The following is a 20,715-nucleotide window of genomic DNA, read 5'->3' as shown; positions in this document are numbered from 1 at the left end:
GTATATTGGCCTATACTTTAGTTATCAATCAACAAATTACCCCTTAAACGTTGATTAACGTACATCCGAATTTGATTTTGTGCAGTTACACAAAACAAATGACGAAAGTGAGGTCCAACCGATGAAAAAAGACCGCAGAATCGATAAATCAAAAATGGCTTTAAAAGAAGCATTGATCAGACTAATGGAAGAAAAAGAATTCAAAAGTATTACCATCACAGAAATTGTCCATTCGGCCAATCTCAACCGCGGAACTTTCTATAAGCATTACCAAACTCAGGAAGAACTCTTGAATGAATTGATTGACGATGTTCTGATCGACTTGATTCATTCCTACAGGGAGCCTTATGTAAAAATAAAAGACTTCGATGTCGGCAAGCTGTCAGCTGCCTCTGTAAAAATCTTCGATCACGTTGAACGCTATTCCCGTTTCTATACGATCATTGTCAATTCGAATGTCCTTCCTGGCTTTCAGAACCGTATTTGCCAAGTATTGAAGGAACTTGTCCAAAAAGAGCTGATCAGCCCGATGCCCACCCCCGGCATTGATCCCAGTTTGCTGAGCAGCTATAACGCTTACGCTCTGTTCGGCTTGATTATTGAGTGGGTGAGCGGAGACTTCAAGTTCACCTCTCAACAAATGGCAGATCAATTGATCAACATCCTGTCTTATCAAACTCCAAGAGCTGAGGCAATTACTGTCTTTAAAGAGAAAAACCTGCGTTAAGAAAAAGATGCCGCCTTACTCCTTTTCAGGAATTAGGCGGCATCTTTTTCATTTATTCTTCGGTGAGGCTGGCATAGACGATCAGGCGTTCTTCCCGAGTCCCCCGATCAAAGTCATAGGTTCCTGAACAGGTGATCAGGACCAATTCCGGGGAAGAGGTGTATCCGAAGACCTGTGAGACATCCGCCAAATCCAATGGTACGGACTCCATCGTATGGACTTTGAACGTCAAAGTCCGCTCCTTGTCCTGCACCACGACTTCGTCCCCTAATTGCAGCTCGGAAAGATCCCAGAAAATTGCCGGTCCATCAACACCGTCGACATGTCCGGCAATAACAGCACGGCCATTTTCACCCGGCTGATATCCTGGAGAAAACCAGCTGACATCTTCGATATTATTCGGCACCGCCATTTCACCATTCTCTGTCGTCCCCAAATGCTGGACTTGTGCTTCCAGCTCAATTGAAGGAATCTTTAAAGAAGTCGGCTGTATGCCTGAACGTTTTAACTCATTGATAGGATTCTTTGCTGGTGCCGGCTGCTGAATAGTGACTGCAGCCGGTTCATCAAGCGTAAATCCCACATTTTCCGAACGAACACTTACTTCGTCTACCGGCTGCTGGCAACCGGTTAATAAGAACAGCACTAAAACCAGTAGGAGCTTGTTATTGAAACCGTTTTTTCCATACAAGAGTGCTGGCTCCAATAAGCACTAACGCGCCGCCCAACAATAACCATATAGCCTGAGATTGATCTGGTGTTCCAAGACCAGTAGTCGGCATGCCATCCGGTGATCCTGCTGCTTCGTAGTCAACCAGCGCAATCACTTCAAGCGAATCGACCGTATTTACCGCAAAGACACTATAGACAGTATCTGCAGCCAATTCAGTGCCTTCAAGTGGCAATACCTGTGTTCCATCCGGCAAACGGATCTCCAAATCATATGTGCCTGCATCCAATTCTGCATAATCCGTAATTCCTGGGAATTCCGCTCCGCTGAATAAAGCGTCTCCACCGATTACGCCAACATCAACTGCTGGTGCATCCGGCGACAAATGCCCGACGCGGACTTTTGTTTGCCCTTCTGTTACTTCCATTGAATCTTCTGCAACTACAAATTCAATCGACTCCAGAAGGTTTGCTGCAGCAACCGTATAAGCTTTTCCAGCTTCTACAGCAAGATCTGCCTGCAATACGCCTTCACCTGCAGCGTATTCTGTTCCACTTGCAAAAACTTCTACATCATGTGTTCCGGCCGGTACTTCCAAATAGCCCGAGTCCGCTTTAAAAGGTACTTCTTCAAGTGTTAAATCTCCATTGACATAGACATCGACAGCAGGTGCATCCGGTGAAGCGTGAACCACTCTGACTTTAGCGGTATGGCTGTCTGCCATTACTCCAGAGGCGAGCAGTGAGAACACAAGAGCCATTGCAACAGAGAATGAAACTAAGATTTTCTTCATTTTTCCCTCTCCTTCATGTGTGTAGTTTTTGCACAAGTATTGTACAACTTATTTATAACCCACTCCACTTAATTCCGCAAGCAATAAACCGATTATTCTGATTTTTGAATATAAAGAACTAAACTGCTTATACGTCTATTGAACTGCCTGCTGAATCTCAGCTTTACATGTGACTCTCCAAACCGGCCTCCTCCCTTATTCACCATCGCTGAAAACATCATTCCTTAGGCAATGATTTCGCTGGTGGCTGCAATCAATACACCGTTCAATGCCTGGGTTGCCAGCTTATCAGCTTCGGAATTGGCTTTGCGGGGTATTAATTCGTATTCGGGCTGTATTCCCATTTCAGTTATTTTTTCCTCAATTCGATTTGCCCAGGGAACCAGCAGCTCTTCAATTGCCGGCCATTCATTGTTCATTCCGTTAACAACTATCCGTGAGTCTCCGATAAATCGGACCGGCAGATGATGGACCTCCAAGTATTCAAGTTCCTGCAGGCAGAAATACAGTGCGGCATATTCAGCCTCATTATTGGAGGACAGCTCATCCAACTTTGTATTGGCGCGCATGCGGTAAGATTTGCCGTTTTGCTCGTAATAGATCACACAGCCAATGCCTGCATATTTCGTATTTCGATCATAACCCCCATCAAAATATACAATTACGTTGTGAGGTTCTGTTTCGATTCCTTTCAAATAAGTCTTCATTTCCTTCATTGTCCAACTGCTGTCGAACTGATCTACAAACTGAATATTTTTTGTCCGGCCCATCCGCTCTAAATCTTCTGCTACTGCCATGGCGGTCTCTGCGGGCAGATCTTCTGAAGAGAAAGCCACTTCTTCACCTTTGGGAATTTTATAGGTCCACTCTATGCGGATTTTCATCCTCAAGCCTCCTGTCACTCCAATAGTCTCGACTTTTCCCGCTCACTTTTCTTGTAGATATCATTCCCCTTTAACATGTCGATAAACGGCTAATTCAGACAAAAGAAATAGCCGGTTCCAAAAGAGGAACCGGCCCGGGTCTACCACATTATAATGCTTTATCTTCCAAGCGCTTCAAGTCGTCTTTATGACCCATGATGATCAAAACATTTCCCTGCTCGACAATATCATCTATTGCTGGGGCAATATTGACTTCTTCTTCTTTTTTTATAGCCAACACAATACAATTGAATTCTTTACGGATATTCAGATCCACTAAAGTTCGATTGGCCATTTTTCCGGAAGCCACCAGCTCGATGATGCTGTAGTCATGGGAAAGGTCGATATAGTCCACAATCTTATCCGAGTCGACATGGTGGGCCACCCTGATCCCCATTTCTTTTTCTGGCTGAATGACACGGTCCGCTCCAACTTTGTGCAGGATTTTCTCATGCTGCAGATCACGCGCTTTCACCCAGACTTTCGGCAAGCCCAGTTCCTTCAGCATCAAGGTACACAAGACACTGGCTTGAAGATTATCTCCAATCGCCACAATCGCATGTTCAAAATTCCGTACACCCAAAGATTTCAGCTGATTTTCATCTGTTGCATCTGCAATTACTGTAAAAGATGCGTACTCCCGCAAAGCATCGACTTTTTCAGGATCCGTATCTATGGCCATAATTTCATGTCCGAGACTGTGCAGCTCTTTGCAGACGCTGCTGCCGAAGCGGCCCAATCCTATGACCACAATCTGTTTTTTCACACGCTTCCCTCTTTTCTGCTTCGTTACATTTACTTTATTCGCAAAGTCGGCGGAATGCAATGAAAGGTGTTGGACTTTTTATCCGCTACCTGATACAAAGAAACTACAAAGCCTTACTATTCAAATAAAGGAGGGGTATTATGAAAACCTTGAAGTATACTTTAGTCGATGTCTTCACCAATCAATCTTTCGGTGGTAACCCTTTGGCGGTTTTCCACGACGGCTCAGGACTGGATTCGAAAACCATGCAGCAGATCGCCAATGAACTCAATTTATCAGAGACAGCGTTTATCTGTCCTCCCAAAAACCAGCAAAATCAGATCAGTCTCCGAATTTTCACACCTCAAGTGGAATTGCCGATAGCAGGCCATCCCACAATCGGAACAGCTTTTGTTATGGCTTACTTGAAGATGTTGCCTTCGCAGGACGGCTTAACTGAATGGACCATCGAAGAAGGTCAAGGAGATATCGCTGTATCTGTCCGGAAAGAAGCAGAGAAAATCGTCAAAGTTGAAATGATCCAGCCCCTTCCGGTTTTCGGTGAAATTTTGACGAGACAAGCTCTGGTTGCAGACTTGCTGTCGCTGCCGAAAAGCGAGCTGGATACACGCTTTCCGATTCAAACCGTTTCTTCGGGACTGCCATTCCTATTTGTCCCCCTCCGCTCATTGGCTTCGATACGGGAAATCAATTTCCGCACGGATGTCTGGGAACGCCATTTCAGCAATGACCCTGCCCGCCAGCACATCTTCACTTTTACCACTGAAACCGAACATGACGATTCCACTGTCCATTGCCGAATGTTCGCCCCGGCCATGGGTATTTCGGAAGATCCGGCAACCGGCGCTGCCTGCGGTCCTCTTGGAGCATTTCTTGTCGAGCATAATGTTATTGAAAGCTCTGAAGAAATCTGCTCTATCCGAAGTGAACAGGGCATTGAAATGGGAAGACCCAGTTTCATCGACATTACCGTCACAAGAAAAAAACAGCAATTCGAGGAAGTTAAAATCGGCGGCACTGCAATTGTGGTGGGACAAGGCGAACTTTATGTCCCGTAATATCCGTTGAACGAAAAGTCGATTCATGATTGGACTATCTGACTTTTTTAGAACAATGGATAAACGGTGGCCGTGCGCAGCGAAATGGAAATCCGGTTTCCTTTCCACTTCGCTGCCAATGGCTGCGACAGAAGGATAATTGCAAGCAAGACGGGCGACCGGAAGCGCTTTCTCCCGTATTTTCACTTCGTTCTTCATTAGTCTAAACAATCTTCAATTCAACTCATACCGGAGTAAACTGATTATCCGCCTGCATAACAAGTTTCTTTCCGGTTCTCAAGGATTCATAGCAAGCGTCGATAACCCGCATATTTTTAATGGTGGAATCACCTGTAATGACCGGGTCTGAATCCGTTAAAATCGCATTGGAAAAATGTTCGATTTCCAGTTTGTAAATATCCCCTTCAATCTTTTCTTCCCGTGTGACTCCTTCTTTTTGGATAACCACTGTACCTAGATGGCCATTGTTATCCGGACGAAAGGCAAATGGCACTTTAATGCTGCCCGCTGTCCCCACCACTTCGTATTCATTTCTGCCCGTCATGTCGAAGCTGCAATCGAATAGGGCGTGGACACCGCTATCCATAGTCATATGTACGATGCCGGTCAAATCGACCCCTTTTTCAGGATCCATTTCCCCTTGAGCCAGAACTGTCGCCGGCTCAGAATCGGTGATGTGGCGAATGGCTTGAATGGAGTAGCAACCAAGATCATAGATGCTGCCTCCTCCCATCGTTGCATCCATCCGTATATCCGTCGAACGATTTTGCAGATAAAACGAGTGGCTGGATTTCATCAATTTGATTTCCCCGATTTCTCCTGAGGCGATAATCTCCTTTACACGGGCGTGTTGAGGATGCAGCTGATACATGAATGCTTCCATCAACTTCACGCCGTGTTCCCGGCATACCGCAATCATTTCTTCCGATTCCGCTCTATTCAATGCAATCGGCTTTTCACAAAGGATATGCTTGCCTTTTCGTGCCGAACGAATCACCCACTCTTTATGCAGATGATTAGGCAGCGGGATATAGACAGCATCAACGTCGGGATCATCCAACAGCTCCTCATAACTTTCGTAGGCTTTCGGTATCTCCAATTCTAAAGCTGCCGCATGCACTTTGTCGGTTCGGCTCGCTATCGCGATGATTTCGGCATTACCAGCTCTGCCGATTGCAGGAATCACTTGTGTTCTGCCGATATTAGCTGTACTCAATACACCCCAACGAATTTTCTCCATCCAAATCTCTCCTTTTTTTATAGCTCTCGATTCTTTAGACAAAACCGCCAAGAAGGCATTTCTGCTTCTTAGCGGTAAGTTTTTTTAATATACGCCTCTTATTTCCGGGTGTACATGCTCTTCGTAGAATTTCGCCAACCGCTTCATTTCTTGAGGTGAGAAATTCTTGGCATCCAGCGCTTTCAGATTATCTTCTGCTTGGTCGACATTTCTGAATCCCGGAATAACCGAAGTGATTGCCTCCTGCTGTAGAATCCATTTTAATGCAGCCTGTGTTCGATTGCCTCTGCCGTATGCAATCCACGCAAGCTGATCACTCAATTCCACGCCTTTTGAAAATTCTACCCCTGCAAACGTTTCTCCGACATTGAACGCTTCCCCGTCGCGGTTAAAGTTTCGGTGATCGTCTGATTCAAACTGTGAATCCACTTTGAATTTCCCGGTCAATAAACCACTGGCAAGCGGGACGCGTGCAAGGATTCCCACATTCTTCTCCATCGCTTTCGGAAACAGTTCTTCCAATGGCTTCTGGCGGAACAAATTGAAAATCACCTGTAAACTGCTGACATTCGGGTTTTCAAGACACAGGAGTCCTTCTTCCACTGTTTCCACACTGACGCCGTAAGAACGAATTTTCCCTTGCTCTTTTAATTTGTCCAGCACTTCGAACACACTGCCGTCTTTTAAAATCTCCATCGGCGGACAATGGATCTGATACAAGTCAATTTGCTCACGTCCCAGACGCTTCAGGCTCGCTTCGGCGTATTTGGAAACCTGTTCCATCGAATACGTCTGTGGGTCATGGATATCCCCTGCCCGGCAAAACTTGGTAGCGATATGAATTTCGTCGTGTTTCCCTTTTGTCGCCTTGCCCAGCAGTTCCTCACTATGCCCATCTCCATAAACATCTGCTGTATCAAAAAAGTTTACGCCTTTTTCCATCGCGTATTCCAACGCCTTTAATGATTGCTCGTCATTGGTGTTTCCCCAAGAACCTCCGATTGCCCATGTCCCAAAGCTCAATTCACTGATTTCCATTCCTGTCTTGCCCAGTTGACGATAATTCATCCCATTCACCTCTTCGTAAGATTTGGTTTTCTTTACAGAAAAAACCTCAACTGATGAGTTGAGGTTCTATTTGGCAACTACTTGCGGAATTCCAAAAGTTTACTATTCAAATCACGCGTTTTTTCGTAAACTTCCTGATAGATAGAGAACAACTTTCTGTAAGTCTGTACGTTTTCTTCTATCGGGAAATAACTCTTATCTTCATGCAAAAATACATCTGCACATTGCTGCAAGGATTCAAACCACGAACAACCGAAAGCGGCGAGCATCGCTGCACCCATTCCAGGTCCCTGTTCGCTGGTTAGGCGAACGATTTTGGCGTCAAAAACATCTGCCTGCATTTGAAGCCAGTCTTCGTTTTTGGCACCGCCGCCGATCGAAACGATCGTATCGATCGTTTTGCCGCTTTCCCTGAAAATCGCAATCGATTCATTCAAAGAAAACGTGATCCCTTCCAGAACTGCACGTGCAAAATCTGTTCGGCGATGTGAGCCGTCCATGCCGATAAAACTGCCTCGGATCGAAGCGTCTGCATGTGGAGTCCTTTCCCCTACAAGATAAGGCGTAAACAACAAGCCGTTCGATCCGGCAGGCACATCATGGACACCGGACAATAGTTCATCAAATGAAGCTTCCGGAGCAAATGTCTCTTTGAACCACGATAAACTATAGCCAGCAGCCAAAGTCACACCCATTGTGTAGAACGCACCAGGTGCTGCATGGTTAAAATAATGGACTTTTCCGTCAAAGTCTTTATCGCCCTTGGCTTCATAGGACAGCACGACACCTGAAGTTCCGATGCTGCACATGGTTTTGCCTTCTTCTAAAATCCCAGCACCAATGGCTCCACAGGCATTGTCCGCACCACCCGCAAAAACACGGGTCGAGAGAGCAAGCCCGGATGCTTCAGCAAAACCCTTTGTAACAGTACCTACTTCTTCATGCGAATCCACTAGCGGAGGACACATGGTAACATCAAGTTCAAACAAGTCGCAGATTTCGCTGCTCCATCGCCTTTCTGTAACATCCAACAACAAGGTTCCTGCTGCATCCGAAAACTCCATTTGCAGCTTATCTGTCAGTTTGTAGCGCAAATAATCTTTCGGAAGCACAAAGGATTTCACCTTTGCAAAAAGTTCCGGCTCGTTTTGTTGAACCCAAAGGATTTTCGGCAACGTAAAACCTTCCAACGCCGGATTTTTCGTAATCTCCAATAATCGCTCCCGCCCGACCACATCATAAATCCGTTGGCACTCGGAAGTTGTCCGGGTATCATTCCATAGAATGGCCGGACGCAGCACGTCCTTGTTGTCGTCCAGTAACACCAGCCCGTGCATCTGACCTGAAAAACTGATGCCTTCAATATCTTCTGCATTCCCAGTAAAGGTCTTTAACAAGTCTTTCAATCCTGCAGCGGTCTCATCCACCCAATGCTGCGGATCCTGTTCACTGTATCCATTTTTTGCATGGATCAGCGGATAGGACTTTGATACGGTCTCTACCACCGTTCCCTGCTGATCCACCAATAAAATCTTCACAGCGCTTGTTCCCAAATCGACGCCAATAACATATTTCATAAAGTCAGCTCTCCCAGCCTGAAAAATTTCTTATTTTGCGAAAGCCTGCAATAAATATTGATTGATTGTGGCTTTGATCTGCTCGAGGCGCCCTGAAGTTTGTTTAATATCCGTAATGCCGAACGCATAGTCTTCAAGTTTATGGAAGTCCGTATTGCCATTGACGATATCCAGTCCGATGCCATTTGTATAAGTTTCGTATCGGTTGCTCACAACGTTTTCAAGTACCTTGTCATCAATCAGTTGCTGAGCCACTTTTAGACCAACAGCGAAAGCGTCCATTCCGGCAATATGTGCATGGAACAGATCGTCCTGCTCGAATGATCCTCTTCTTACTTTAGCATCGAAGTTCAAGCCGCCGCGGCCAAGCCCGCCGTTTTGGAGGATTTCGTACATCGCCAAAGTCGTTGACCATAGATCAGTCGGGAACTCGTCGGTATCCCAGCCCAATAGCGGATCTCCTTGGTTGGCGTCCACTGAACCGAGCATATTGTTGATGCGTGCATAGTGAAGTTCATGTTCAAACGTATGGCCAGCCAGTGTAGCATGGTTGGCTTCGATATTGAATTTGAATGTATCGTCCAATTTATAGCTCTGCAAAAATGCATGGGCTGTCGCTACATCATAATCATATTGGTGTGTAGACGGCTCTTTTGGCTTCGGTTCGATCAGGAATTGTGCATCAAAACCGATTTCCTTCGCGTAGTCGGCAGCCATATGATAGAAGCGTCCTAAGTTATCCAGCTCCAGTTTCATGTCGGTGTTCAGAAGCGTTTCGTAGCCTTCACGGCCGCCCCAGAACACATAGTTCTCAGCCCCAAGTTCTTTACCGATTTCAAGCCCTTTTTTTACTTTAGCAGCAGAATAGGCAAAGACATCTGCATGGCTTGACGTTGCGGCTCCATGGACAAAGCGTGGATGCGTGAAGTTATTGGCTGTATTCCACAGCAATTTCGCTTTGCTGTCTTTCATGTATGCTTTGATCATTCCAACGATTTCATCCAGGTTCTTGTTGGATTCGCGCAAATTGCTGCCTTCAGGGGCGATATCAACATCATGGAAACAAAAGAATGGCACATCCATTTTTTCGTAAAATTCGAAGGACGCTTCAACCCGTGCTTTAGCCAAGTCCATTCCTTTTAAGCGGTCCCAAGAACGGACCATGGATCCAGCACCGAATGGATCTGAACCATCCATCGTAAATGTATGCCAGTAAGATACTGCATAACGAAGGGTTTCTTCCATTGTTTTCCCCCCGATTTTTTCTTCAGGGTTATAGAATTTAAAAGCGAATGGATTTTCTGAAGATGCTCCTTCAAATTTTATCTTTTCAATTTCCGGGAAATGTACCATTTTCCATACCTCCAATATAATTTTGTTTCTGTGAATATGTATCAATTGTTAGACTTATTAGTGAAAAGGCTTTCATTAAGGATTATATCAAGTTATAATTAGTTTGTCTATTGATTAAACAAAGTATTTGATTCCCGTGTAATGATTTTTTCTGATGAGTAGGATATGATTTTATCAATTACGAAAATCTGCGATAAAGGCGGTCACCAATGAATAACACAAGCAGCTATATTTATCTTGGTTTGGAATGGATCACCCGCTTTGCTTACTTGAATCTCCTATGGGTGTTGTTTTCCCTGCTGGGAGGCGTCCTGTTCGGTTTTTATCCTGCCACCACTTCCATGTTTGCCATATGCCGTGAATGGCTGAAGGGAAATACCGATCTGCCTCTCTTTAATTCTTTTTGGGAATTTTATAAGAAAGATTTTTTAAAAAGTAATTTCCTTGGATTCTTCGTATCTGTGATCCTATTGTTTATCGCTTTGGATATTTTCTATATCCAAGCAAGTCCGAACGAACAAGTGGATTGGACATACATTCCTTTGTTTGCATTTATGCTGATATTCACGTTCTTCCTTTTTTATCTATTCCCGGCCTTCGTCCACTACGACATTAAGGTGCCTTCGGTCATTAAAAACGCATTTCTGCTAATGCTTGTCAATCCACCCGCTACTGCTGTCATTGTGCTCTGTCTAGTTCCGTTGTTCTTCATCATGAGACTGTTTCCAGCTCTGGCATTTATATTCGGCGGCAGTTTATATGCTTTTCTTACGACCTGGATGGCTATGCACGCAATCGGGAAAACCCATAAAAAAGCTTCACACCCAGAGGAATCTCTTCCTTAAGGTGTGAAGCTTTTTTGAATTTACCCTTTTACGGCACTTGATGAAATGCCTTCGACTACTTTATTGCTGAAAAAGATGAAAGCCACGATGATCGGCAAGACACTGATGACTAAAGTTGCGCCGATTGCTCCCCAATCCGTCATGTATTGGCCAATGAAATTTTGGATACCCACTGTCAGCGTCTTGTATTTTTCGGAGCTGATGAAGGTATTGACGAATACGAATTCGTTCCAGTTATAGATCATGTTGATGACGACAGTCGTTGCTAAAATCGGTGTTGTCATCGGCAGGATAATCCGGAAAAACATGCGGTGGATCGAGCAGCCGTCAATCACGGCCGCTTCTTCAATTTCATGCGGCAGCGTATAGTAGAAGCCGAGCAGAATCATCAATGTGATGGGCAGATTATATGCCGTGTAGGTGATGACAATGGAAAACGGATTGTCGATCATGTCGACACTTAAGAACATGCTGTACAGCGGAATCAGGGCGGAATGAATCGGAATCATTAATCCAACCATGAACAACCCAAGCACCAGTCCACTCAATTTCCACTTTAACCTTGTAATCGCGAAAGCCGCCATGCTTGCAAAAAGGACGGTTAAAATGATGGCAAGGATCGTAATCCAGACACTGTTGAAGAAATAAGTACCGATGCCGCCATCCCAGACTTTCGCGTAATTCTCCCATCTGAATTCCGAAGGCAGCGCAAACGGCGAACCCGCGAAGATCTCATTATTATCTTTTAAGGAGAATAGGAACAGCCAGATCAACGGCAAGATTTGAAATAGCCCTACGATGATCAATGCCAGGTACAGAAAGAAATAACCAATGCGGCCCATTTTCATGCCTCCTCTAATATTCGAGTTTATCTTTAGTTTCTGTCAGTTTCCGTACAATAAGTGTAACGATCAAAGTAATGATCAATAACAGGAAGCCGATGGCACTCCCGTAACCGAAGTTATAATTCGAAAAAGCAAGTTTGTACATATAAGAAGCCATAACTTCACTGGCTCCGTTTGGCCCCCCGGCAGTCATTACGTAGATCAAATCGAAATATTTAAGAGATCCGACGATTGCCAGGACAATCGTTACGCTGACCACTTCTTTGATCAACGGCAGCTTGATGCGTGTGGCAATCTGGAAAGCGGATGCTCCATCAATCCTTGCAGCTTCTATCAGTGATTCAGGAATATTCTTCAGAGCTGCATAATAGATCAATATGTAGAAACCTGCATACTGCCATAAAATCGGAACGAATATGGCAAACAACACAATCGAAGGATTTGCTAACCATAATGGTGGATTTTCCACGCCGATGCTCATCAGGAAGACATTCAGAATACCATTTGATGGATTGTAGATTTTAACCCATAGCTGGGCAATGGCAACTGAAGACAACAACATGGGAATCAGGTAAATTTTGCGCAGTAAATCTGCTCCTTTAATCTTTGAAGCCAATATAAAAGAGACCGTCAAGTAAATGACTAAACTTAAGGTAGAAAAAATCGCCAATAAAAATGAATGGAACGCGCTGTTCCAGAACAGCTTATCCTGAATTCCAGTGATGTAATTTTCTAAACCGATAAAGGTTTTCTCTCCTATGCCGTCCCAATCCATCAAGCCATAATACCCTGATAAGACTAAGGGGATGAAAACGAGGATCAGCAGTAGAAGAAGTGCTGGCGCAATATAAAAAGCGATATAGAACTTATTCGACATTACTTTATTCATACCATTCAACCCCATATCCTAGAAAATACAAGGGGACAATCCACAGTGTTGGATATGCCCCCTCTTTTTAATTAGATTTTTCTTTTGGAAGTATCACTTATTCTTTTGAAAGGGCTTCTTCGTGATTCTTAGCAAACTCTTCCGGAGTTATTTGATTGCCGAAAAGGGCTTGAATAGAGTCCAAATGTACTTGAGCCACGTCCGGGCTCATTTGAACATCTGCGAACAACGTGATGTTTGTAGCACCATTCAATTCATTCAGAATATCTACATACATTTCAGGCAGGTCCAATGACGCGGCGTCTACTTTAGTGGCAGGAATTACTCCCGCTTTAGTCACAGCTTCTTCTCCCCATGCCTTAACAAAATAAGATGCGAAATCTTTCGCTTCTTCTTTTACTTCGGATTCTTCCGCAACGAATAATCCAACTCCAGGACCACCGACAAAACTGCTCATATCCCCTTGTCCTTCGACAGTCGGGAAGTTAAGGTAGCCGATTGAATCTCTGAATTCTTGCGGTACGCTTTCGTTTGTCGTGAAGTTTGGAAGATCCCAAGTCGCGATCAAGTACATCGGCGCCTGTCCACTCATGAACATGGATTTTGCCTCTTCGTCAGCAAGTCCGTTAAAACCATTGACGAAAGCACCCATGTCGACCAATTCCTGCGTTTTCGCAGCCGCTTCGACCAAAGCCGGATCTTCAAAAGAACCCGAGCGGTCAATCGCTTTGTTCAATACATCCGCGCCGCCGATACGGTCAGCCAGATACATATACCACATAGATCCTGTCCAAGAATCCCGGTTTCCTAAAGCGATCGGTTGGATACCGGCGTCATTGAATTCTTTTACAGCCGTCTCAAGTTCTTCATAAGTCTCGGGCGGTGTGATTCCCTGCTCTTCAAACATCGCTTTGTTATAGTATAAAGAAACGATATTCAATTCTAAAGGCAAACCATAAGTCGAACCATCCATGGCATAGGCTTCCGTAGTCCCCGATACAAATGCATCGCTCAAGTCTTCTTCGATTACATCATCCAGTGGCGCAAACATATTGCCGCCCACATAAGGCTCCAAAAATCCTGCTGCCCATGTCAACCCGACATCCGGAAGATCCCCGGACGTGGAGAGTACTCTCAACTTATCTTTATATTGTTCATTGCTCAATACTTCAAGGTCAACGGAAACCCCTTCATTCTCTGCTTCGTATTCAGCGATAATTTCATTTACCACATCAAAATGTTTTTTAGAACTGCCCTCAGGCCATAAATGCATGAACTTTATTTCTTTTTCTGCTGCCCCTGATGCTTCCCCTGCTTCCTCGGAATCTGAGCAACCTGTTAATAACATTGTTAAAGCCAAAGCGGACGATAGAAGTGTAAGCGTTTTCTTCTTCCCCATATTGTTCTCCCCCTTGCAAATTTTATTATTACAACAATTTTCAGATTGTTGTATGCGGTTTCATTGTAGCAAAATAAATATTGTTAGTCTAGTGGCTAAACAAAGTTTTATTTTCGTGATAAAATTCCAAACGAATGAGGTTTTTTTACCCAAATCTTAAAAATGGCGTTACACTATTAACTAGAGGGTTTTGAAAATTACCGTACGAGAAGTCCCCAGATAAATGTCTCTTCCACTTCTCCTCCACAGCTTGGACGTTTGTACAGAAAATTTTCAAAGGTCGATTTTGAAAGTTGATAGAAAGCAAGATTTCAGTAGAAGGAGTTGCTTGTCATGAACATTGGAGAAAACAAGACCTGGAACCATCACGTAGTAAAAGAGGGCAATAAATCCCTGGTACTGAAAAAAATTATAAACCATTCCCCTATCTCAAGAGCAGCAGTGGCTCAGGAAGTCGGTTTAAATAAAGGCACGGTCTCTTCCCTGGTGAATGACTTATTGGATGATCAGTTGATCTATGAATCGGGTCCAGGAAAATCCAGTGGCGGAAGGCGCCCGGTCATGCTGCTTTTCAATGAAAAAGCCGGTTACTCTATCGGAATTGATATTGGAGTGAATTACCTCCTGGGTGTGCTGACGGATTTGAACGGCAATATCTGCATAGAAAAAGAAGTTACTTTTAAGAATTTGTCCTATGAAGAAATTGAAAAACAGTTATTCAATACCATCGATCATTTGACGGAGTCTGCTCCGCCTAGCCCTCACGGCATCATCGGCATCGGTGTGGGTGTGCCGGGCATCGTTGACAATAATGGCGAAATCCTGCTTGCCCCCAACTTAAAATGGAAGAACTTAAACTTGAAGCTGGTTCTCGAAAACCGCTACCAGTTGCCGATCATCATTGAAAACGAAGCGAATGCGGGTGCATATGGAGAAAAGAGGTTCGGTGCCGGAAAAGATTCCGAGCATATCATCTACGTCAGTGCCGGAATCGGTATCGGTGTTGGGTTGATATTGAATGGCGCTTTGTATAAAGGCTCAAATGGCTTTTCGGGTGAACTCGGCCATATGACGATTCAAGTGAATGGCCCTACTTGCCGTTGCGGCAATAAGGGCTGTTGGGAACTATTTGCTTCTGAACAGGCTTTGCTGACAGCCGCAGAAAAAATGAACATTTTCTCCCATTCAGGAAAAGAATTGGAGCTGAGCGATCTTATGGTGCTTGCCGAGCAGGGCGACCCAAAAGTGATAGCTCTATTCGAACAAGCCGGTGATTACCTGGGTGTCGGCATCAATAACATCATCAACAGCTTTAATCCCCAGCAAGTGATAATCGGCAACCGAATGGCGTCTTCTTCTAAGTGGCTAACTAAAACCTTAACGGATCGGGTATCGAATCAGGCTTTATGGTTCCAGCAAAATGATTTGACCATCTGCTTCTCTGAACTGAGCACTTTCTCAAGCGCTTTGGGGGCAGCCGCCTTTTCCATTGAAAACTTCCTCAGTGTCAGTATGCAACAGAAAACAAGCTTGAAGGCTTAGAAAATAGACGCTTCCAGCTAGTAGGTCTCGCTGATATCCCATTTGCGGATACCAGCTTTTTCTAATTATATTTTAAGCTATTTCAAAAAACTTAGTTTACTCAATAGACTAAGTGCGGTATGATCGATTGGAAGTTGAAAAAACGAAATTTGTAAGCACTTACATATCTGAATGGAGGATGAAGAACAATGACGATGATCCAAAATCCGATTTTGCCAGGTTTTAATCCCGACCCATCTATTTGCCGTGTAGGAGAAGATTACTACATTGCTGTTTCTACCTTCGAATGGTTTCCAGGAGTAGGAATCTATCACTCCAAAGACTTGAAGAACTGGCGGTTGATCTCACGTCCCTTGAATCGGTTGAGTCAATTGAATATGTCCGGAAACCCGAATTCCGGAGGCGTTTGGGCTCCTGCCCTGTCATACAGTGATGGGCAGTTTTGGCTGATTTTTACGGACGTGAAAGTGACAGAAGGCCAATGGAAAGACTGCCACAATTATTTAGTGACCTGTGAAACCATCGACGGGGAATGGTCAGAGCCGTCTTACCTGAACAGCTCTGGATTCGACCCTTCCCTCTTTCATGATGAATCCGGCAAAAAATACTTTGTCAATATGTACTGGGACCACCGTGTCGGGCATCATCCTTTTTACGGCATCGTCCTGCAGGAATTCGATCCGGCCACACGCAAACTCATCGGCGACTCCAAAATCATCTTTAAAGGCACTGACATCAAACTGACCGAAGCGCCGCATCTTTACAAGATCGGCGAGTATTACTACCTGCTGACAGCAGAAGGCGGAACCAAATACGATCATCAGGCAACAATCGCCCGCTCTCGCCAGATCGACGGACCGTATGAAGTCCATCCTGAAAATCCATTGATTACCTCATGGCCCTATCCAAGAATTCCACTTCAGAAAGCCGGACATGCTTCGATGGTCCAAACTCATACAGATGAATGGTTCCTGGTGCATTTAACTGGACGTCCCTTGCCTCAGGAAGACCAAGCTTTATTGGATCCGCGAGGTTTTTGTCCGCTTGGCAGGGAAACTGCCATCCAACGTCTGGAATGGAAAGATGATTGGCCTTATGTTATCGGAGGCAACCAGCCTTCTTCAAAAATTGAAGGTCCGGCGATTGAAGAAGTCCAATGGCCAGCAGATTTCCCTGAAAAAGATGAGTTTGATTCTGTAGAATTGAACAGCCATTTTCAGACACTCCGCATTCCGCTTGGCGAAGAAATCGCGTCTTTAACAGACAGCCCTGGACATCTCCGTCTATACGGGCGTGAATCGCTGACGTCCAAGTTCACGCAGGCGTTCGTTGCAAGACGCTGGCAGCATTTTAATTTTATCGCCGAAACAAAAGTTGCTTTCCAGCCCACTACTTTCCAGCAGGGAGCCGGACTCGTAAATTATTACAACACCGAAAACTGGACAGCTCTCCAGATTTCCTGGCATGAAGAAAAGGGACGCATTCTTGAACTTACAGTGTGCGATAACTTCTCCTTCGCACAGCCGCTCCAAGGAGAGGAAATCAGCATTCCTGAGCATGTGGAATCTGTTTGGATGCGTGTGGAAGTACAAACGACAACTTACCTGTACTCTTACTCCTTTGACGGAGAGAACTGGCACACGCTTCCGATCAAGTTTGAATCCCATAAACTTTCGGATGACTATATCCAAGGCGGCGGTTTCTTCACTGGTGCATTTGTCGGCATGCAATGCCAGGATCTGTCAGGACAACAGCAGCCAGCTGATTTCGACTATTTCATCTATAAGGAAACAACCGAATAATGCTACAGCAAAAAAGCAGCCAGGGACAAAAGAGTCCCTGGTTGCTTTTTGCCCTATCTTATATTTTCCTCAACTACTTTTTTCCTTTGCTCACTGCGGCCCACCACTAGTTTAACAAATGGCACAACCAACACCGATAAAAACAAAATCCGGAACAATTGAAAAGCAGTTACGACGGTGACGTCTGCATGAACCGAGGCTGCAATGAGTCCCATCTGATCAAGCCCCCCTGGCACCAAACTCAGGAAGCTGGTTGAAAAACTAAGGCCGTAGAGGTCCTGAAGAACAAAGCTGAGCCCATAGGCAAAGGCGATCAACACTGCGCTTGAAAAGAACGAATAGAAAATCATTCGCTTCGTCAATTTCAAATCTTCTTTTTTCAGCAACAGCCCGATGTAAATGCCGATGAATAATTGCGCGATGTGCAGAAAAGAACCTGGCATGATCGGCATAGGTACACCAACGAGATTAAAGGCCATAATCAGAAAGACTGGTCCCAGCAAAAAAGCCGTCGGCACCTTCATTTTCTGCGCCAGCATCCCAGCTCCGTAACACAGCCCCAACAATCCGATTAATTGCAGGGAGTAATCTCCCTGCCCCAGTTCTTCCACATGGGCTGATCCTCCATTTGCCACAATAAATGGCACGATGGCAACAATTAGCAGCACGCGAAGAACATGGTAAAAAGTGACTGCCGTCAAATCGATGGTTTTCTGTTCTTCCGCAAACGTGATGATTTGAGACAACCCCCCCGGAACGCAGCAGGTCATCGCGGTTGCCTGATCAACTTTTGTCCGTGAAGCCATCAATGAACTGATGAACATGAAAAGGATAAAAAATGCGATATTGATCAGTACCATCGCCCAAAAATATTGTTTCATCCCCTGCAAAGCTTCAAGAGTGAAGGCATATCCGATGACATACCCTGCCACAACCAATCCGCCATTGCGGTAACCGGAATGCCATTTCAGTGAAACCGGTGTAAACAATTGCACCAGCAAAACCGCAAACAAAGGACCCAACAGCCAAGGCATCGGCGCTCCTGCTGCAACAAACAGCCCAGCACCTGCCAAACCGACTGCAAAAGCTTTTGCCATCGGGTGATTCCTCATATCGTCATCTTCTTTCTGGAAATTCGCTAAGTGATTTCCTTATTATAATCTCTTCTGCCGATAAAATAAAATCTTTATGCACTTAACAGCATCCAAGCTGCATTTTTCATACAGCTTCCAGCCTTCTAGCCAAGAACTTTTCCCTCCCACTTTTCGCTAGAGCTTATCAACTATCTCATGTAAAATGAAGCAAAGTTCAGCTCGTCAATAACTTCCCTTCCATTAATGAAATCCAAAATCCCTTTAAAGGAGCCTGAATAACAATGACTAAAGCACAATTAAAAAACCGGATAGATGTCGCCAATAAACAAAGAAAAGCCGATTTGGTGATCCGCAATGCGTCAATCGTCAATGTATTCACAAAGACCCTCACTACTGGCGATGTAGCTATCAGCGATGGGATAATTGTCGGCATCGGTGATTATCAAGGCCTCAAGGAAATCGATGCCACTGGAAAGTTTATGGCTCCGGGTTTAATCGATGCCCATGTCCATATCGAATCTTCGATGGTGACACCGCAGCAGTTCTCACAAGTGGTCCTGCCGCATGGCGTCACAACAGTCATTGCCGATCCACATGAAATTGCAAATGTCAGTGGAACTCATGGACTGGAATTTATGCTGAAGGATGCTGAAGCAACATTGCTCGATATCCAACTTATGCTGCCTTCCTGTGTGCCGGCGACTTCCTTTGAAAATGCAGGTGCCTGCCTGGCCGCTGAAGACCTGACGCCTTTCCTGCTCCGCGATGGGGTTTTGGGGCTCGCTGAAGTCATGGACTTCCCAGCTGTTCTGCGCGGAGATGATGCCATGCTTGATAAACTGCTGCTGAACCGGCAAATTGACGGGCATGCGGCCGGCCTCACTGAAAACGACATCAATGTCTATGGAACTGCCGGCATCTTGACGGATCATGAATGTGTCACAAAAGAAGAAATGATGATGCGTTTGGAACGGGGCATGTACGTGATGCTTCGCGAGGGGTCCGTCGCAAAAAACCTCCTGGCTCTGCTCGAAGGTGTAACAGACCAGAACGCCCACCGCTGCTTGTTCTGTACAGATGACAAACATTTGGATGATTTGATCGAAGAAGGCAGTGTCGATTATAATGTGCGGACTGCCATTAAGCAGGGCGTCCATCCGATAACCGCTATTTCCATGGCCAGCATCAATGCCGCACAATGCTTCGGACTGCACCAAAAAGGCGCCATCGCACCAGGTTATGTTGCGGATTTCCTGCTGCTCGACAATTTAGAGGAATTGACAATCGCAGAAGTTTATAAAAGTGGGCAGTTGGCGGCGCAAAACGGCCAATACGTGGGACCCCTCCAGCAAAAAAGTGACATAGCAACAGTCCAGGATACCGTAAGTATCGCAAAGCTTTCCAAGGACAGCTTTCAAATCCCCGCGAACGGCAGCACAAAAGCGCACATCATCGGCATCAACCCAAATAATCTCATCACGGAACATTTGATTGAAGAAGCTCCTGTAGTCGATGGTTTGTTTGAATCGGATACAGAAAAGGATCTATTGAAGATTGCGGTGATTGAGCGCCACCGCGCAACCGGCAATATCGGCCTTGGCATCGTTCATGGCCTTGACCTGAAAAACGGCGCCATCGCGACTACCGTTGCCCATGATTCACATAATATTATCGCTGTTGGAACAACAGACAGCGACATTCAAACGGCAGCGGAAGCTTTGCAAAGCCTGAAAGGCGGATTGGTGATTGTCCAGGATGGGAAAGTTTTAGCCAGCCTTCCTCTTGCCATTGCAGGCCTGATGTCGGAAGAACCGTTCGACGTCGTATTTGAACAGCTCAAGGAGCTCGATGAAAGTCTTGAGCTGATCGGAGCTCCCTCCCATTTCAACGCCTTTTTAACGCTTTCTTTTTTATCGTTGCCGGTTATCCCAAAATTGAAGTTAACCGATTGCGGCTTGTTCGATGTAGCAAGCTTCCAGCACATCCCAGTGGCAGCTGTCGAAGAATAAGGAAGATTCGTCCACGGAAAGCATCCGCTTAGAGCACTTTTTTCGTTTCTTCACTAATAATGAGTTTAAAAAGCAATTCATTGGTTCAACTTGTATAGATCTTACTATCCATAAA

General features: G+C 45.1%; 18 protein-coding genes. 6 read left to right on the top strand and 12 right to left on the bottom strand.

Annotated features, from left to right (window positions below; all coding sequences use genetic code 11):
• The first annotated feature begins 121 nt into the window (after window positions 1-121).
• Entirely contained in the window at window positions 122-727 is a 606-nt protein-coding gene (locus tag K8U60_RS06215; protein ID WP_223635873.1) for a TetR/AcrR family transcriptional regulator, read from the top strand.
• Between the two features lie 52 nt (window positions 728-779).
• Here the strand turns inward: K8U60_RS06215 and K8U60_RS06210 are convergent, their stop codons facing one another.
• The 4 genes from K8U60_RS06210 to K8U60_RS06195 form a co-directional block, all read right to left on the bottom strand.
• Entirely contained in the window at window positions 780-1,418 is a 639-nt protein-coding gene (locus K8U60_RS06210) for a class F sortase (protein ID WP_223635871.1), read from the bottom strand.
• Window positions 1,393-2,190 carry a DUF4397 domain-containing protein gene (locus K8U60_RS06205; RefSeq protein ID WP_223635868.1) on the bottom strand — a complete coding sequence of 266 codons (798 nt, stop codon included), beginning with the start codon at window positions 2,188-2,190 and terminating at the stop codon, window positions 1,393-1,395. Before K8U60_RS06205 ends, K8U60_RS06210 begins: the two co-directional genes overlap by 26 nt.
• A 224-nt stretch (window positions 2,191-2,414) precedes the next feature.
• The gene (locus tag K8U60_RS06200; protein ID WP_223635865.1) at window positions 2,415-3,074 is read right to left on the bottom strand and encodes a reverse transcriptase-like protein; all 660 of its coding nucleotides are present in this window, start codon (window positions 3,072-3,074) and stop codon (window positions 2,415-2,417) included.
• Window positions 3,075-3,222: 148 nt separating this feature from the next.
• Window positions 3,223-3,879, bottom strand: coding sequence for a potassium channel family protein (locus K8U60_RS06195; RefSeq protein ID WP_223635863.1), 657 nt, complete (start codon window positions 3,877-3,879; stop codon window positions 3,223-3,225).
• 140 nt (window positions 3,880-4,019) lie between these two features.
• Here K8U60_RS06195 and K8U60_RS06190 point away from each other — a divergent pair, with 140 nt between their 5' ends.
• Complete coding sequence (locus K8U60_RS06190) at window positions 4,020-4,937, top strand: PhzF family phenazine biosynthesis protein (RefSeq protein WP_223635860.1); 918 nt, start codon at window positions 4,020-4,022, stop codon at window positions 4,935-4,937.
• 223 nt (window positions 4,938-5,160) lie between these two features.
• Here the strand turns inward: K8U60_RS06190 and K8U60_RS06185 are convergent, their stop codons facing one another.
• From K8U60_RS06185 to xylA, 4 genes are all read right to left on the bottom strand, one after another.
• Window positions 5,161-6,177 carry a Gfo/Idh/MocA family protein gene (locus K8U60_RS06185; protein ID WP_223635857.1) on the bottom strand — a complete coding sequence of 339 codons (1,017 nt, stop codon included), beginning with the start codon at window positions 6,175-6,177 and terminating at the stop codon, window positions 5,161-5,163.
• A gap of 84 nt (window positions 6,178-6,261) precedes the next feature.
• A complete protein-coding gene (locus K8U60_RS06180; protein WP_223635854.1) occupies window positions 6,262-7,245 on the bottom strand; it encodes an aldo/keto reductase in 984 nt (327 codons plus the stop codon).
• Window positions 7,246-7,322: 77 nt separating this feature from the next.
• The gene (gene xylB, locus K8U60_RS06175) at window positions 7,323-8,822 is read right to left on the bottom strand and encodes a xylulokinase (RefSeq protein ID WP_223635851.1); all 1,500 of its coding nucleotides are present in this window, start codon (window positions 8,820-8,822) and stop codon (window positions 7,323-7,325) included.
• Window positions 8,823-8,852: 30 nt separating this feature from the next.
• Entirely contained in the window at window positions 8,853-10,175 is a 1,323-nt protein-coding gene (xylA, locus tag K8U60_RS06170) for a xylose isomerase (protein WP_223635848.1), read from the bottom strand.
• A gap of 209 nt (window positions 10,176-10,384) precedes the next feature.
• Between xylA and K8U60_RS06165 the strand changes: the two genes are divergently transcribed.
• On the top strand, window positions 10,385-11,020 hold the full coding sequence (locus K8U60_RS06165) for a YesL family protein (protein WP_223635845.1): 636 nt from the start codon (window positions 10,385-10,387) through the stop codon (window positions 11,018-11,020).
• Window positions 11,021-11,040: 20 nt separating this feature from the next.
• Here K8U60_RS06165 and K8U60_RS06160 read toward each other — a convergent pair whose 3' ends face one another.
• From K8U60_RS06160 to K8U60_RS06150, 3 genes are all read right to left on the bottom strand, one after another.
• On the bottom strand, window positions 11,041-11,862 hold the full coding sequence (locus tag K8U60_RS06160) for a carbohydrate ABC transporter permease (RefSeq protein WP_223635842.1): 822 nt from the start codon (window positions 11,860-11,862) through the stop codon (window positions 11,041-11,043).
• A gap of 13 nt (window positions 11,863-11,875) precedes the next feature.
• Window positions 11,876-12,754 carry a carbohydrate ABC transporter permease gene (locus K8U60_RS06155; protein WP_223635840.1) on the bottom strand — a complete coding sequence of 293 codons (879 nt, stop codon included), beginning with the start codon at window positions 12,752-12,754 and terminating at the stop codon, window positions 11,876-11,878.
• A 97-nt stretch (window positions 12,755-12,851) separates the two neighbouring features.
• Entirely contained in the window at window positions 12,852-14,153 is a 1,302-nt protein-coding gene (locus tag K8U60_RS06150) for an extracellular solute-binding protein (RefSeq protein WP_223635837.1), read from the bottom strand.
• A 333-nt stretch (window positions 14,154-14,486) separates the two neighbouring features.
• Between K8U60_RS06150 and K8U60_RS06145 the strand changes: the two genes are divergently transcribed.
• Together K8U60_RS06145 and K8U60_RS06140 are read left to right on the top strand one after the other, a co-directional pair.
• Window positions 14,487-15,695, top strand: a complete 1,209-nt coding sequence (locus tag K8U60_RS06145) for an ROK family transcriptional regulator (protein WP_223635834.1) — start codon at window positions 14,487-14,489, stop codon at window positions 15,693-15,695.
• 188 nt (window positions 15,696-15,883) lie between these two features.
• Entirely contained in the window at window positions 15,884-17,497 is a 1,614-nt protein-coding gene (locus tag K8U60_RS06140) for a glycoside hydrolase family 43 protein (protein ID WP_223635831.1), read from the top strand.
• 53 nt (window positions 17,498-17,550) lie between these two features.
• On the opposite strand, the gene K8U60_RS06135 is transcribed toward K8U60_RS06140, so the two are convergent.
• Window positions 17,551-18,594 (bottom strand): AbrB family transcriptional regulator, encoded by a 1,044-nt coding sequence (locus K8U60_RS06135; protein WP_223635828.1) that lies wholly within the window; start codon window positions 18,592-18,594, stop codon window positions 17,551-17,553.
• 278 nt (window positions 18,595-18,872) lie between these two features.
• Here K8U60_RS06135 and ade point away from each other — a divergent pair, with 278 nt between their 5' ends.
• On the top strand, window positions 18,873-20,600 hold the full coding sequence (gene ade, locus K8U60_RS06130; protein ID WP_223635824.1) for an adenine deaminase: 1,728 nt from the start codon (window positions 18,873-18,875) through the stop codon (window positions 20,598-20,600).
• The last annotated feature ends 115 nt before the right edge of the window (window positions 20,601-20,715 follow it).

Origin of the sequence: Planococcus circulans, from assembly GCF_020023385.1 — a bacterium.
Classification (GTDB): domain Bacteria; phylum Bacillota; class Bacilli; order Bacillales_A; family Planococcaceae; genus Planococcus.
The sequence above is the reverse complement of the archived record's forward strand: the minus strand, read 5'-3'. Positions and strand labels throughout refer to the sequence as shown.